The 15,542-nt window shown below is 40.4% G+C and carries 15 protein-coding genes; 12 read left to right on the top strand and 3 right to left on the bottom strand.

The window, feature by feature from the left end:
- Nucleotides 1-14 precede the first annotated feature (14 nt).
- The 7 genes from argA (at nt 15) to MSG95_RS13265 (ending at nt 7,419) form a co-directional block, all read left to right on the top strand.
- Complete coding sequence (gene argA / locus MSG95_RS13295; protein WP_019457895.1) at nt 15-1,370, top strand: amino-acid N-acetyltransferase; 1,356 nt, start codon at nt 15-17, stop codon at nt 1,368-1,370.
- Nucleotides 1,371-1,703: 333 nt separating this feature from the next.
- The gene (locus MSG95_RS13290; protein ID WP_077165084.1) at nt 1,704-2,672 is read left to right on the top strand and encodes a sulfonate ABC transporter substrate-binding protein; all 969 of its coding nucleotides are present in this window, start codon (nt 1,704-1,706) and stop codon (nt 2,670-2,672) included.
- A gap of 71 nt (nt 2,673-2,743) precedes the next feature.
- Nucleotides 2,744-3,727, top strand: coding sequence for a sulfonate ABC transporter substrate-binding protein (locus tag MSG95_RS13285; protein WP_077165083.1), 984 nt, complete (start codon nt 2,744-2,746; stop codon nt 3,725-3,727).
- A 26-nt stretch (nt 3,728-3,753) separates the two neighbouring features.
- On the top strand, nt 3,754-4,929 hold the full coding sequence (gene ssuD, locus MSG95_RS13280; protein WP_000689549.1) for an FMNH2-dependent alkanesulfonate monooxygenase: 1,176 nt from the start codon (nt 3,754-3,756) through the stop codon (nt 4,927-4,929).
- Nucleotides 4,926-5,723, top strand: a complete 798-nt coding sequence (gene ssuC, locus MSG95_RS13275; protein WP_004706119.1) for an aliphatic sulfonate ABC transporter permease SsuC — start codon at nt 4,926-4,928, stop codon at nt 5,721-5,723. The genes ssuD and ssuC overlap by 4 nt, the downstream gene beginning before the upstream one ends.
- A gap of 13 nt (nt 5,724-5,736) precedes the next feature.
- Entirely contained in the window at nt 5,737-6,537 is an 801-nt protein-coding gene (locus MSG95_RS13270) for an ABC transporter ATP-binding protein (protein WP_004706121.1), read from the top strand.
- Between the two features lie 261 nt (nt 6,538-6,798).
- Nucleotides 6,799-7,419, top strand: coding sequence for a TetR/AcrR family transcriptional regulator (locus MSG95_RS13265; RefSeq protein WP_077165082.1), 621 nt, complete (start codon nt 6,799-6,801; stop codon nt 7,417-7,419).
- 34 nt (nt 7,420-7,453) lie between these two features.
- On the opposite strand, the gene MSG95_RS13260 is transcribed toward MSG95_RS13265, so the two are convergent.
- Together MSG95_RS13260 and MSG95_RS13255 are read right to left on the bottom strand one after the other, a co-directional pair.
- A complete protein-coding gene (locus MSG95_RS13260; protein WP_004706125.1) occupies nt 7,454-8,020 on the bottom strand; it encodes a 5'-methylthioadenosine/S-adenosylhomocysteine nucleosidase in 567 nt (188 codons plus the stop codon).
- An 81-nt stretch (nt 8,021-8,101) separates the two neighbouring features.
- Nucleotides 8,102-9,235: a TDT family transporter gene (locus MSG95_RS13255; RefSeq protein ID WP_077165081.1), complete on the bottom strand. Its 1,134-nt coding sequence runs from the start codon at nt 9,233-9,235 to the stop codon at nt 8,102-8,104.
- A 208-nt stretch (nt 9,236-9,443) separates the two neighbouring features.
- On the opposite strand from MSG95_RS13255, the gene ribF reads away from it, so the two are divergent.
- The 5 genes from ribF (at nt 9,444) to MSG95_RS13230 (ending at nt 15,026) form a co-directional block, all read left to right on the top strand.
- Nucleotides 9,444-10,445, top strand: coding sequence for a bifunctional riboflavin kinase/FAD synthetase (gene ribF / locus MSG95_RS13250; protein ID WP_077165080.1), 1,002 nt, complete (start codon nt 9,444-9,446; stop codon nt 10,443-10,445).
- A gap of 61 nt (nt 10,446-10,506) precedes the next feature.
- Nucleotides 10,507-13,344, top strand: a complete 2,838-nt coding sequence (gene ileS, locus MSG95_RS13245; protein WP_077165079.1) for an isoleucine--tRNA ligase — start codon at nt 10,507-10,509, stop codon at nt 13,342-13,344.
- Nucleotides 13,337-13,867, top strand: a complete 531-nt coding sequence (lspA, locus tag MSG95_RS13240) for a signal peptidase II (protein ID WP_001133879.1) — start codon at nt 13,337-13,339, stop codon at nt 13,865-13,867. Before ileS ends, lspA begins: the two co-directional genes overlap by 8 nt.
- Before the next feature lies 1 nt (nt 13,868).
- Nucleotides 13,869-14,351 (top strand): FKBP-type peptidyl-prolyl cis-trans isomerase, encoded by a 483-nt coding sequence (locus MSG95_RS13235; protein WP_004884037.1) that lies wholly within the window; start codon nt 13,869-13,871, stop codon nt 14,349-14,351.
- A 132-nt stretch (nt 14,352-14,483) separates the two neighbouring features.
- Nucleotides 14,484-15,026 carry an NADPH-dependent FMN reductase gene (locus MSG95_RS13230; protein ID WP_004706139.1) on the top strand — a complete coding sequence of 181 codons (543 nt, stop codon included), beginning with the start codon at nt 14,484-14,486 and terminating at the stop codon, nt 15,024-15,026.
- 46 nt (nt 15,027-15,072) lie between these two features.
- On the opposite strand, the gene MSG95_RS13225 is transcribed toward MSG95_RS13230, so the two are convergent.
- Nucleotides 15,073-15,384 (bottom strand): ankyrin repeat domain-containing protein, encoded by a 312-nt coding sequence (locus MSG95_RS13225; RefSeq protein ID WP_004706141.1) that lies wholly within the window; start codon nt 15,382-15,384, stop codon nt 15,073-15,075.
- Nucleotides 15,385-15,542 lie beyond the last annotated feature (158 nt).

Raw genomic sequence — 15,542 nt, 5'->3', positions numbered from 1 at the left:
GATTCGAGATCGGTATGCCAACTAAGTCTTTAGAGAAATCACATAATAACACCCAACATTATGTACATTGGTTCCGACATTCAGCACCTTATATTAATGCCCATCGCGATAAAACTTTTGTTCTAATGTTTGGCGGTGAAGCCGTCCGCGATCCTAATTTCGAACATATTATTCATGATATTGCTTTATTGCATTCACTTGGTATCCGCTTAATTTTAGTCCATGGCGCACGTCCACAAATTAATCAAAACCTTAAAGATAAAGGTATCGAAACACCTTTTTATGATAACAGTCGTATTACAACACGCGAATCATTAGGCTGTGTCATGAGTGCTGTGGGATCTATTCGGTTAGAAATTGAAGCACTGTTATCTATGGGATTGGCTAATTCTCCAATGTACGGCGCTCGAATAGATGTTGTATCAGGTAATTTCGTAACAGCTAAACCTTATGGTATTCGTGATGGAATGGATTTTCAGCTTACGGGTGAAGTTCGTTCCATAGATACCGACGCGATTGAGCGTCATCTCGATAACGATAATATTGTTTTACTGGGCCCAACTGGTTACTCAACCACAGGTGAAGTATTTAATTTAAGAGCTGAAGAAGTTGCAACGAAAACTGCGACCTATTTAAAAGCAGACAAATTAATCTTTTTAGGTGAACAACAAGGTTTGCTTAATGAAGAAGGACAATTATTGCGTGAATTGAGCCCGCATCAACTTGATTACTATATTCAGCAATACCAGACCAGTAGCCCCACCCTAACCCTACATTTACAGGAAGCAAAAAAGGCATCTTTATCGGGTGTTCACCGTGTTCATTTAATTTCTTACGCCTATGATGGTGCACTCATTGAAGAACTCTTCACCCGTGACGGTGTGGGTACCATGATTACCGATGCGCACTATGAAGAAGTTCGCACAGCCCATATTCAAGATGTGGGTGGCTTAATGAATTTATTGCGCCCGTTAGAAGAAGAAGGCATTTTGGTTTATCGTTCGCGTGAACGTTTAGAGCAGGAAATTAGCCAGTTTGCGGTTATTGAACGAGACGGTATGATTTTGGCTTGTGCTGCTCTTTATCCAATTCCAACTGAATTTAATGAAACTCGTTCGGCAGAAATTGCTTGTGTAGCAGTACACCCTAGTTATCGCAAATCAAATCGTGGTAGCCAAATTCTGCAATTCCTTGAAGAAAAGGCCAAACAACAAGGTATTCGTCAATTATTTGTGTTAACAACACGAACTGCTCATTGGTTTTTAGAACATGGTTTCCACCAAGTCACTGTTGATGAATTACCAAATGCCCGTCAGGCACTATATAACTATCAAAGAAATTCTTTAGTGTTTAAAAAACTGCTTCCCTAGTCTTTGCATTTTTTAAGATATTCTTATTTCAGATAAGCTTAGTCCCAAAAGTACAACCATACATACCATTAATGTATGGTTGTACTTTTTTTAAATCTTTAAATTTTCTTCATTTCATATTTTTCATTTTATTTACAAAAACTTAAAAATTATTTCCTAAATATTATTCTGTTTAATAAATCATTTTTTTGCATAAGTTTATCGCCGAATGTTTTTAGCTTTTTTTTGCATAAATAAAGACTGAATACTTATTTTTTATGAAATAAAAATCCCTTTAGGGTATCTGCTCATCCAATTATTTTTCTTTTTCTCTTTCGGGGAGCACGAAACCACATGGCACTTTTTAATTCCACTTCATGGGCAAAATATTCAGTCATTGCTGCCAGCCTTGCGGGAGTGATGATGCTAGGTGGTTGTGCTAAAAAAGAGGAACAGACCACCACAACTCTAAATATTGGATACCAGAAATATGGCATCCTTCCTATTTTAAAAGCTCGTGGTGACTTGGAAAAAGCACTAAAAGACCAAGGTGTACAAGTGAAATGGGTCGAGTTTCCTGCGGGTCCTCAATTACTTGAGGGTCTAAATGTCGGAAGCGTTTCATTGGGTGAGGCTGGCGAAGCACCACCTATTTTTGCTCAAGCAGCCAATCCAAATTTAGTCTATGTCGCAAACCAACCGGCTGCACCAAAAGCAGAAGCATTATTGGTCCAAAAAGACTCTCCTATTCACTCAATTCAGGATTTAAAAGGCAAACGTGTCGCACTGAATAAAGGTTCGAATGTTCACTACCTATTATTGAAAGTTCTAGAAGCCAACAACTTAAGCTTAAGTGATATTCAACCAGTTTATTTACCGCCATCAGACGCACGTGCTGCTTTTGAAAAAGGCGCTGTCGATGCATGGGTCATTTGGGACCCGTTCTTTGCAGCAGCTGAACATCAAATTCAGGCTCGTGTTTTAGCAACAGGTGAAAACTTGGTGAGCAATCATCAGTTTTACTTAGCTGATCGTAAATTTGCAGAAAGTAATCCCAAAGTACTCAACACTGTTGTGCAAACGCTAAATCAGACTACTGAATGGGTGAGTTCACATCAGGATGAAGCTGCCAAATTACTCGAAAAACCTACGGCACTTGAGTTTGATGTACTCAAAACTTCTATTTCGCGAATGGGTTTTGGTGTTCAACCAATATCTGACAAGGTCGCTCAAGAACAACAATATGTAGCCGATGCCTTTTATGCGCAAAAGCTCATTCCAAACAAGCTCACCATTCAAGATGCCATTTTAAAACTGAAATAAACCCAGCTTGGGCACAGCTTAAATAACGATATAAATGCTGTGCCTTGTCTGAAGGGAACAAGGATATCTATATGCAACATCAGTCATTATTTAATAAGAGTCAGTGGACTCAGTTAGTTAAGCGCTTTAATGCAGTCGCTGTCTTAGGTTTAACGATTGCTGCACCTGCTTGGGCAATTGACCCAACCGTAAAAGAACTGCGTATCGGTTTTCAAAAAAGCTCGATTAACTTCGCGATTGCCAAGCAACAAAAACTATTTGAACAAGAATTTCCAAATGCCAAGATCACTTGGAACGAGTTCCCGGCTGGCCCTCAAATTTTAGAAGCCTTGGCTGTTGGCTCACTCGATGTTGGCGTTACTGGAGACACCCCTCCAGTCTATGCTCAAGCAGCGGGCAAGCCTTTATATTACATTGCTTATGAAGCAGCTAAGCCATTAGCGTCAGCAATTTTAGTTCCTAAAAACTCGCAGCTCACCCAGCTTAAAGACCTAAAAGGCAAACGTATTGCGTTGCAAAAAGGTTCTAGTTCACATTACTTGCTCGTACAGGCTGTGCGTAAAGCGGGATTAAAATGGAGCGACATTACGCCAATTTGGCTCACACCTGCCGATGCGCGCGCAGCATTTCAAAAAGGTGCCGTTGATGCATGGGCAATTTGGGACCCTTACTACGCTTCAGCACAATTAGAAGACCAAGCTCGTGTTCTTGCATCTGGTAAAGGTCTAAGCCCGAACTATACCTTTTATTTAGCCGCTCCAAATTTTGTTAAGCAATATCCAAAAGCTGTTCCTGAACTCATCAAACAGATTAATCAAGCTGACAAATGGGTTCAAAGCCATCAAACAGAAACGGCGAGCGCGATTGGCCAAAGTACAGGCTTAAAACCTGCAACTAGTGACTTATTCATTAAACGTCGTCCACGTCCATCAGCAGCAGCTCCTCTTAACAGCAAAGTGATTGCTGAACAACAGCAGCTTGCAGACATCTTTACCCAACAAGGCATCATTCCAAAACCAATCAGCATCAAACAAGCTGTTTGGGGTGCCAAGTAATTTCAATAGACATATAGGTAATGCACATGAAAATTTTCTGGTTTATTCCTACCCACGGTGATAGTCGCTATTTAGGTACAAGTAAAGGCGCTCGTCAGGTTGACCATGCCTATATGAAGCAAATTGCTGTGGCAGTAGATAATTTGGGTTACGAAGGTGTACTTATTCCAACGGGCCGTTCATGTGAAGACCCGTGGATTACGGCGGCTAGCCTTATTGATGCAACTCAGCACCTTAAGTTTTTAGTTGCGTTACGTCCGGGGGTAACCACACCAGCTTTAGCTGCGCGTATGGCTGCAACATTTGACCGCCTATCGAATGGTCGTGTGTTACTCAACTTGGTGACAGGTGGCGATGAAGCAGAACTACGCGGTGACGGTTTATATGAAGATCACTCAACGCGTTACCAAACAGCCAATGAATACGTAAAAATCTGGCGTGAAATTTTGACACGTTCACATACGGGTGAAGCTTTTACATTCCACGGTGAACGCCTACAAGTAGATGATGCAAAACTACTTTACCCACCTGTCCAAAAGCCTTACCCACCACTTTGGTTTGGCGGTTCTTCAGATGTCGCTGTCGACCTTGCAGCGGAGCAAGTAGACACTTACCTCACTTGGGGTGAACCACCAGCAGCCGTGAAAGAAAAGATCGAGCATGTTCGTGCAAAAGCCGAGGCTAAAGGCCGTAAATTAACTTATGGCATTCGCTTGCATGTCATTGTTCGCGAAACCAACGAACAAGCATGGGCAGCAGCGAACGAGCTTATTCAATATCTCGACGATGCAACTATTGCTGCAGCACAGAAAAAATTTGCTCAAATGGACTCCGTAGGCCAACAACGTATGGCCGCGCTACATGGCGGTAACCGAGACAAGCTAGAAGTCTCTCCAAACCTTTGGGCAGGTATTGGTTTAGTCCGTGGTGGTGCAGGTACGGCACTTGTAGGTGACCCAGAAACAGTTGCTGCTCGTATTCAGGAATATGCAGACCTTGGTATCGATACTTTTATTTTCTCGGGCTATCCACATCTTGAAGAGTCGATCCGTTTTGCAGAGTTAGTATTCCCGTTATTACCAATTGAGACCCGAGCTAAACTTGCTCAGCCAAACTTAACTGGTCCATTCGGTGAGATTATTGCCAACAACTATGTTCCAGACGAGAAGAAGCAAAATAGTTCCGTCAAGGAGCCTGCATGAGCCAAGATGTAAATATTGTTTCACGTGGAACAAAACAAATCGGGCAGCGTTTGCTGCCCTGGATTTTCCCAATTGTTCTATTGGTTGTTTGGCAAATTGCTTCAAGTTCAGGTCTTTTAGAAAGCCGCATTTTACCTGCTCCAAGTGCTGTCATTTCAGCTTTTTGGCATCTTTTGGTGAGTGGCGAACTATGGCATCACGTTAAAGTAAGTGCTGGTCGTGCATTGCTTGGGCTTTTAGTAGGAGGTGGTTTAGGCTTGCTATTAGGTCTGCTCAATGGGTCTTCGCGTTTCGCCTCCACCCTACTCGATACAACCTTACAGATGATTCGTAATATCCCAGCTCTGGCGCTTATTCCGCTGGTGATTTTGTGGTTTGGTATTGATGAAACAGCAAAATTGTTTTTAGTTGCTGTCGGTGTTTTCTTCCCAATTTATATCAACACCTATCATGGAATTCGTTCAGTCGACCCACAATTGATTGAGATGGGTAAAAGCTATGGGCTTTCCCGCTGGCAGCTCTACAAAGAAATTATTTTGCCAGGTGCGATGCCTTCTATTTTAGTAGGTTTACGCTTCGCATTAGGTTTGGTTTGGGTATTACTCATTGTGGCTGAAACGATCTCAGCGCAAGCAGGTATTGGTTATATGACCATGAATGCACGAGAGTTTTTGCAAACAGATGTGGTTCTGGTCGGTATTCTTCTTTACGCCCTATTAGGCAAGTTAGCCGATGTTTTAGCACAAATTTTGGAACGCTATTTACTACGTTGGCACGCTGGTTATCAAAAATAAGGGAGCTTAAAATATGACAAATCTGAATTTAAATATTAATCAGAATGACGTAGAGCTCATTCCAGAAAATCATCCAGAGTCACAAGAACCTGTCGTAGGTGCAGAGATTCTGATTGAACAGCTTTACAAGTTTTATGGTGAGGTGAAAGTTCTTGAAGATCTGAACCTGCATATTCAACCGGGCGAATTTTTAGCGATCGTTGGTCGTAGTGGCTGCGGTAAAAGTACGTTACTACGCTTAATTGCCCAACTTGAAAAAGCAAGTTTTGGAGAAATTAAATTTAAATCTGCGCGACATTTACGCGAAGGGATTACTAACGATGATATTCGGGTTATGTTCCAAGACCCACGCTTACTTCCTTGGCGAAATATTCTTCAAAACGTTCAACTTGGACTACCAAAATCACAACATGCTTTGGCAGAAGAATTACTGGAAAAGGTGGGTTTAAAAGAAAAATCGGGACAGTGGCCTTCACAGCTCTCAGGTGGCCAGCGCCAGCGTACAGCGCTAGCTCGCGCATTATCTCATACTCCACGTATTTTACTGTTAGATGAGCCGTTAGGTGCATTAGACGCGCTCACCCGTCTTGAGATGCAAAGCTTGATTGAGCGTTTATGGAAAGAGCAAGGTTTTACTGCCATTTTGGTCACACACGATGTAAGTGAAGCAGTGCAACTGGCCGACCGTATTATCCTATTAGATAAGGGCCAAATTGCCCAAAGTTTCCAAGTGAATTTGCCACGTCCGCGTAAAAAGAGCATAACTTTTGCCCAGCTTGAACAACAAGTACTCGATGCTGTTTTAGCAACTTAAAGCTGAGATGAGTAATGAGTACCATTTCAACCACAAAATGTCCAATTAACGAGCAATAAAACTGATGATTTATTGCTCTTTTTTGGGGCGAATATAAAAAAATATTTTTAAGAATAACAATAAACTAGTGAATCTCTCTATTTTTTGCACAATAGTATATCTATTGCTCAAATAACTATCCGTTTTTTCACTAAAAAAGTGAGACACCTGTGCACAAATCAAACGATTTACCTTACAATGGGAGCACTATCTTTTTAATTTATGCAGCAAATGGAACAAAAGAAGAGTACTCAAAAGCGCAATCAGCTTCTTGCTGCCGCCCTTGATGTGTTTTCACTATATGGGTTCAGTGGTGCAAGTCTGGATGAAATTGCCCAACTCGCTGACATGCATAAGTCGAATATTTTCTATTACTATGAAAATAAAGAGTCTTTATATGTGGAAGTGCTGACCACAGTTTTACAAAAATGGCTTGCTCCCTTACAAACCTTAGAAGCTGAGTTAGAACCAGCCGAAGCTTTGTCTCACTACTTAATACAAAAAATCGAACTTTCACGTAGCCAACCAAAAGCTTCGCGACTATTTGCTTTGGAAATTATCCAAGGGGCACCCCACATCTTACCTATACTGAAAGGGCCTTTGAAAAAGCTATTTAAGCGCAAAGCTAAGGTTATTCAAACATGGCAAGAAGAAGGAAAAATTTCCCCAGATATCGACCCTGAGCTGTTAATACTCAATATTTGGGGCCTTACACAGAACTATGCCGATTTTGCCACTCAGATGGAAATGGTGACTGGAAAAACGTTGCGAAACCGCAGTATGTTCCAACGCTCGATTGAGCATACAGTTCATCTCATGCTCTATGGCGTATTACCTCGCTAAAATAAAAAAGATCGGCAAATTTGCCGATCTTTTTTTAGAAATGATTTTGATAAAGAGCCAAGAGTTTTTGCGCGCCCAATAATAAATTTTCTTCCCAATCTAAATGAGCGGTATCGTCTGCGCCATCAGTAATATACTTCACTGAAATTAGACGTACACCTAGCTTGTGGCAAACTTTGGCTAAGGCATACCCTTCCATATCCACCACATCACAAGCGACTTTCGGCTGACCCGTTTCAAATGAGTCCCCTGTCCCGCAAATGCCTTTTGGTAAATCAGAAAAATGTGATTGAAGATGAATTTCAGCAGGTAAGTGCTCATCTAACGGCGTTACACCGACTTCAAACCCTAATGGTGAAACATCCATATCACGTTGCACAAAAGTTTTTACTTCGACCAAATCATGTCGATTAAAAGATGAACTTCCTGCCGAACCTAAGTTAATTAGAGTTTTACAGCCTGTTTTTTGAATAACTTCAAATGCTTTAAAGGCAGCATTGATTTTACCGATACCGCTATAATGGACTTCAATACCTGCTTGTTCAAATAAACCTTTAGATTCATTGGGAAGTGCCATAATTAAAGCGATATCTTTGTTCATTCAAAAAGCTCAAATCAAAATTAAATAAATTAGAAAATAAGTATAAATCAGGTGCAAAAGCTTTTTTGCACCTTTTCACTATTACTGCATTTTTTGTTGTAAGGCGATTAAACATGGAGAGAAGAACAGTTGCCCACTATAGGCTCCGGCTAAGGTTTTCTTCATTACAACGCTCCACATCACTAATAATAAAACACTAAGTGCCACTGCAACATACTGTAAAAATACAACTTCAACCTGATGCCCTAAATTAAATAAAGCCAAAATAAACACACCAAGTGGAAAGGTTAAGCCCCACCATCCCAAGTTAAACGGAATACCGGTTTTTGCATGACGAAGCGTTGTTAATATCGCAAGACCTAGCCACCATAACCCAAAGCCTAACAGTACCAAACTCCCTACCACGCCTAATGCTTGAAATACATTGGCAAACTGGTCAAATCCTACATTTGGTGCCACTCTTTTTGCTTGTTCACCTAGCAACAATAGACCTAACGCACCTGTTCCAATTGGACCTAAAGATAACCAGCTAGAAATTGCGACTTCTTTTTCCGGTAACTGATGCAAAGCCATACGCAGCATTAAAATGGTCAAAATAGCGAATGCAGGTAAAACAGAAATTCCCCAAAGTACGTAGCCCGCTAACAATAAATGAAAGCTATGCAAATCTGCTGGTAAATGTGCAACCAACATGCCCGCAGAGCTTGCTGCTACTTCACAAGCAACGACAGGTAAAAGCCAGATTGCAGTCATGGTATGTAGCTGATGGTTCTGTCTACTAAACATACAAAACGGCACAATCCACGCAATTGCGAGTGCTAAAAATACATCGACGTACCATAAAGCTTGAGCAATATGGATTGCAACTTCACCATAAAGCCCGACACCGAAGCTTAAAAAGCCATTTAATATGGTTGCGAGCCCCATCGGTATAGCGCCTAAAAACAAGCTCATATTTGGATGATTAAATACTTGCTTCGCTTCATGAGGGAAAAGAAACCACCGCAATAAATAAAGAACGGAAAAAACACTAAATAGAACAATATTAAATTGCCATAACAAAGTTGCTAGTGTGAATAAAAATGATTTGGCAAATGGAAGCTGAATTAAAATCATACTGACCACACCAGTACCCATAGTTGCTGTAAACCAATTTGGGGTAAAATGCCGTATAACATCTTTACTTTGATTTAATTGGTAAAAGGGTCTTTTCATCTTGAGCCTCTATTCAAAGAGTGGATGAAGCTATAGTAGGATAAATTAATAATAAGAAAAATTGATTTATTTTTATTTAATTCATCAATTTTTTAGATATAAAGGATATTCATATTGAAAAATACCTGAGTAAAAACACAACAACAAGACGAATCTGTGAGATTATGGCAATATATAGCCCTTGCAAAAATAGCCATATTTTAAGTTCATGAAACTGCTTCGTCTTAATGCGTTATCGCCCAATTTCCAGTTGCCGCAAACAGCGGTAACTATTGGTAATTTTGATGGTGTCCATTTAGGTCACCAAGCGATGATTGCTCAACTCAAAAAAATTGCTGCAGCACAAGGCTTAAAAACATTGGTCATGATTTTTGAGCCACAACCGCTTGAGTTCTTTAAAGGCTACGATGCCCCACCTCGTATTAATTCATTACGAGAAAAAGTTGAATACCTCGCTGAACTTGGGGTGGATTACATTGCGGTTGCCAAATTTGACCAGCATTTCCGTAGCATGAGCGCATCAGAATTCGCAGAGTTATTAAAAGACAAATTAAATGCGCAGGCTTTGGTTTTAGGAGATGACTTTCATTTCGGTAAAGACCGTCAAGGCAACAGCGAATTTTTAAGAAATTACGGCTTTCAAGTCACAAATTTACATACGATTGAACTCGAAGGTGAACGCGTCAGTTCAACTCGTATTCGCCAAGTGCTTCAAGTGGGTAATCTCGCTTTAGCAGCTAAATTATTAGGCCGTCCGTACAGTATTACTGGACGAGTTCAATATGGCGACCAAATTGGACGAACTTTAGATTTTCCAACGATTAATGTCCGTCTCAACCGCCATAAGCCTTGTTTAAATGGTATTTATGGCGTTGAAGTCATTTGCGAAACAACTTCGCTAACTCAAAAAGTGCTTCAGGATGACCCTGAAAAGCCAGGAATTGCCGGATATCATGAAAATAGCCTTTATGGTGCAGGTCATGTCGGTACTCGCCCAGCCATTCAGCAAGAACATCCAGAGTGGAGATTAGAAGTACATTTCCCTGATGTTTCTGCTAATCTGTATGGCTTATTTATGCGGGTGACTTTTCTTCACTATCTTCATGGTGAATTGAACTACCCTTCGCTTGAGGCACTTAAGGCAGGAATTGATAATGACGTGCAACAATTACGACAATATCGTAACGACACGACACAATTTCCTTTTTAATTCGAATTTTGATTGTAAAACATGTCGGCTCCCAAGCTGATTAAACTGGAAGACAACTTGCATGAGCGATAAGCAAACTACTGAAAATGCAGTGGACTACAAAGCCACGCTAAACCTGCCGGATACTGAATTTGCAATGAAAGCAAATTTGGCAGTACGTGAAGTGAAATGGTTAGAAGAGTGGTATACCGACAACATTTATCAGCAGATTCGTGCATCGCGTATTGGCAAGAAAAAATATATTTTGCATGATGGCCCTCCATATGCGAACGGTACAATTCACTTGGGTCACGCTGTTAACAAAGTACTCAAAGACGTCATCGTCAAAAGCCGTACTTTGGCAGGTTTCGATGCGCCATATGTTCCGGGTTGGGACTGTCATGGCTTGCCAATCGAACTAAAAGTTGAAGAAAAAGTAGGTAAAGTAGGCGAAAAAGTTGATGCAGCGACTTTCCGTAAACTGTGCCGTGAATATGCGCTAAAACAAATTGATTTACAGCGTGCTGACTTTAAACGCCTTGGTGTTTTAGGTGATTGGGATAATCCTTATCTCACCATGAACTATAAACAAGAAGCCGATATCGTTCGTGCTTTAGGTTTAATCCAAAAAAATGGGCATATCCAGCCGGGCTTAAAGCCAGTGAACTGGTGTATGGACTGTGGTTCAGCACTTGCTGAAGCTGAAGTTGAATACGAAGATAAAAAGTCTGACGCAATTGACGTTGGTTTTGGCGTTGTAGATTTAAAAGATTTAAGCGCTCGTGTAAATGTAGATGTTCAAGACCCAACAGACATCGTGATCTGGACCACTACACCTTGGACATTGCCAGCGAACCAAGCAGTTGCATTGCATGCCGAAATTGAATATCAATTAGTACAAGTAACGACTGAACGTGGTAAACAAAACTTTATTCTTGCTAAAGACCTAGTTGCTTCTGCAATTGAGCGTTACAAGCTTGAAAACCCGGTTGTCTTAGCTGACTTTACTGGTTCAGCTCTTGAAAATCTTACTTTACAACACCCTTTACTTACCGATCGCCAGGTTCCAGTTATTTTAGGTGAACACGTTATCGCAACAAGCGGTACAGGTGCGGTACACACTGCTCCTGGCCACGGTGCAGACGACTATAAAGTAGGTCTTCAATACAACCTTAAAGTTGAAAACCCAGTAGGTGGTAACGGTGTTTACTTACCAACCGCACCAATCTTTGCTGGTGAGCACATCTATAAAGCCAATCCAAAGATTATTGAAGCTTTAGGTGCTGTAGGCCGCTTATGGGCTCATCAACCGATTAAACACAGCTACCCACACTGCTGGCGTCATAAAACTCCTATTATTTTCCGTGCTACACCACAATGGTTTATCAGCATGGATCAAAAAGGTTTACGTGAAGGTGCGCTTAACGCTATTGAAAACGATATCGAGTTTGTACCGAACTGGGGTAAAAACCGTATTGAATCAATGATCGAAGGTCGTCCAGACTGGTGTATCTCACGTCAACGTACTTGGGGTGTGCCAATTCCTTTCTTCGTTCATAAAGATACAAATGAATTGCACCCTCGTACGCCTGAACTCATTGAAGAAGTTGCAAAACTTATCGAACAAGAAGGTATCGATGCATGGTTTAACCGTGATGCAAAAGACTTCATTGGTGAAGATGCTGAACAGTACAATGCTGTTCGTGATACGCTTGATGTATGGTTTGACTCTGGAACAACACATTACGCTGTACTTGAGCAACGTGAAGAATTAGAAAGCCCTGCTGACTTATATTTAGAAGGTTCAGACCAACACCGTGGCTGGTTCCAATCTTCTTTATTAACGTCTATGGCAATTCATAATCGCGCGCCATACAAAGCCTTGTTAACACATGGTTTCACAGTGGATGAAAATGGCCGTAAATTGTCGAAATCTTTAGGCAACTATATTCCGCTTGAAGAAATTATCAAACAACTTGGTGCTGACGGTTTACGTTTATATGTCGCGTCTAGCGACTATCGCTATGAAATCGCAGCATCAAAAGAAATCTTTAGCCGTGTAAGTGATAGCTACCGTCGTATTCGTAATACGCTACGCTTCTTGCTTGCAAACTTAAATGGTTTCAAACCAAGTACAGATGCTTTAGCAGTAGATGACCTTATCGCTCTTGATCAATACATCTTGCAACGTGCGAATGAAGTACAACAAACTATTATCACTGCATATGAAGAAATGAACTTCCATGTCGTGTGTAGTGCGTTAACAAGCTTCTGTATTAATGATTTAGGTGGTTTCTATCTAGACATCATCAAAGACCGTCAATACACCACTAAGGCTGACTCACAAGCGCGTCGTTCTGCACAAACAGCGCTTTATCATATCGTACAAGCATTTGTTCGTTGGATGAGTCCTATTCTAAGCTTCACAGCTCAAGAAGCGTGGCCACTTATTCCAGAACAAACTGAGAAGTATGTATTTACAGCTGAATGGTATGACCTACCTGTTTCATCAAAAGCAAACTTACTTTCTGAAGCAGATTGGCAAACATTGATTAGCGTAAAATCTGCAGTAAATAAACAGATTGAAGCAGCTCGTAACGCTAAACTTGTCGGCAGTAATCTTTCAGCCAAAGTTGAACTTTGGGCAAATGAATCATTACAAACAGTTTTAAACCAACTGGCTGATGAACTCCGTTTTGTTCTTATTACTTCGCAAGTAGTAGTACATCCATTTGCTGAACAAGGTGAAGCAACTGAAATGGAAGGCTTACGTGTACAAGTATCTGCAGCAGAAGGTGAAAAATGTGCACGTTGCTGGCACGTCCTTCCTGATGTAAATACACACGCCGATCATCCTGGTTTATGTGGTCGTTGTATTGTGAACGTCACTGGTCGTGGCGAAGTGAGAAAATATGCCTAATTCACAAGCTAAAAAAGGCTTATTCCAGTTTTATCCACACAACCTCATTTGGCTTGGACTTTCTGTCCTTGCCATTGTGTTGGATCAATGGACAAAGTGGATCGCAAGTACACATCTGAACTATGCAGATCCTGTACCAGTGCTTCCATTTTTAAACTGGACACTATTACATAACTATGGTGCAGCCTTTAGCTTTTTATCTGATGCTGGAGGATGGCAACGCTATTTCTTCACATCTTTGGCAGGCTTAGTTTCAATACTTTTTGTATTTTGGTTGCTACGTATGCCTAAAAAAATGGTGGTGCTACCTGTAGCTATCGCTTTAATTTTAGGTGGAGCACTTGGTAATTTAATTGACCGTATTACTTTAGGTTATGTGGTCGATTTCATACATGTTTATTACCAAAATCATCACTTTCCAGCTTTTAATATTGCGGACAGTGCCATTACTCTAGGTACCATTTTGCTACTCATCGATACATTCTTCCTTGAGAAGCAAAGACCTAAAAATTCGGATGCATAATATGACCGAAATTATTCAACCTAATGAAGAAATTCGTATTACTGACGGTTCTAAAGTTGACCTACACTTTTCTGTTGCTCTTGAAAATGGCGTAGAAATTGACAATACACGTAGCCGTGAAGAACCTGTTAGCTTGACTATTGGTGACGGTAACTTATTACCAGGTTTTGAGAAAGCCTTATTCGGCTTACGTGCAGGTGACCGACGTACAGTACATCTTCCACCAGAAGATGCTTTTGGTCCTTGGAATCCGGAAAATATACAAACTTTTGATACGGTTAAATTCGAACAACGACCTATTCCTGGTCACATGATCGAATTTGAAGATAAAGCAAAAGCAACTTTATTTGGTGTTGTAAAGTCAGTGAATGATGATATTACTGAAATTGATTTCAACCACCCTTTAGCTGGCAAAAATATTACTTTTGAAGTAGAGATATTCAAAGTAACTCCAGCTGGCCAGCAAGGCATTAAGTTGATGTAAAAAAAGCCCTCGATTGAGGGCTTTTTTATTATTTAATCTTTATGCATGACATAATAATCCTTACAAATTCTATATTCTCACGTCCTATGTAATGAATTAAGTTATAAAGATAAAAATCCTTAGGAAAAATATATGCTGGTCTATATTGTCGTGGGAAGTGTTCGTGAAGGACGTACAGCAATTAAAATTGCCAATTGGGTAGAATCAACAATTCCAACATTGGGTCTAAAAGATTTCCAAACTGAAGTAGTCGATTTAAAAGAATGGGATTTACCTCTGTTTTCAGGCTCTCACCCACCCGCTACCGGAATTTATGATCAACCTAAACAACAAGAATGGGCAAACAAAATTGCTCAAGCAGATGCTTTTATCTTTATTAGCCCAGAATACAACCACGGTTACAGCCCAGCTTTAAAAAATGCACTCGACTATGTAGGTAAAGAATGGAGCGGTAAACCAGCCGCATTTATTGGCTATGGCTCCACAAATGGCTCGCGCTCTATTAGCCAAATACGCCAAGTCACCTCAAGTTTAAGTATTGTTGACCCAAATGCTGTAATAGAAATACGAGATATCTTTAAACGCAATAAAGATGAAAAATTTGAAGCCAATGAATTTGAAGTAAAAGGTCTTCAATCAATTGTTGAAAAGCTACAAAAATATCATTTGTCTTAAATTGAATAAAAAGCCTCTTTTCCAAACACAAGGGGCCTTTTTAATTTTATAAACTTTTTAAATAATTCACTACGTCTGTATTACCAGCCATTTCTGCTAACTGTAGTGCTGTGTATTCACTTTTATAAGCAACTTGCGCACCTTTTCCTACCAAGAGCTTCACTATCTCTAAATGATCATTCTCAGCTGCTGCTTGCAAAGCACTATAGCCTTCCTCATCTATCTGATTAGGGTCCTCTCCATCTATTAATAATTGTTTTATTTGCTCTAGATCACCTAAAGATGCCCAATAGATCAACTCTGGAAGAGAAAGTTCTTCATTATCTTCAGGTAATTGAGAGAAAGAATTAAATTTCACGAGATCATGCCAAAATTAAAAGCTTCTTCATTATATCTCTGAATCAGGGCACCTGTACAAATGTTCTTTTAGAGTTGTTTTTTATCTTTATCTTTATTTTATCCATAAAGCAACACCCCGGTTTCTTTCGAGACCGGGGTGTTTGGAATAATGAGCTG

Origin of the sequence: Acinetobacter sp. IK23 (assembly GCF_035615275.1) — a bacterium.
Taxonomy (GTDB): domain Bacteria; phylum Pseudomonadota; class Gammaproteobacteria; order Pseudomonadales; family Moraxellaceae; genus Acinetobacter; species Acinetobacter seifertii.
The sequence above is the reverse complement of the archived record's forward strand: the minus strand, read 5'-3'. Positions and strand labels throughout refer to the sequence as shown.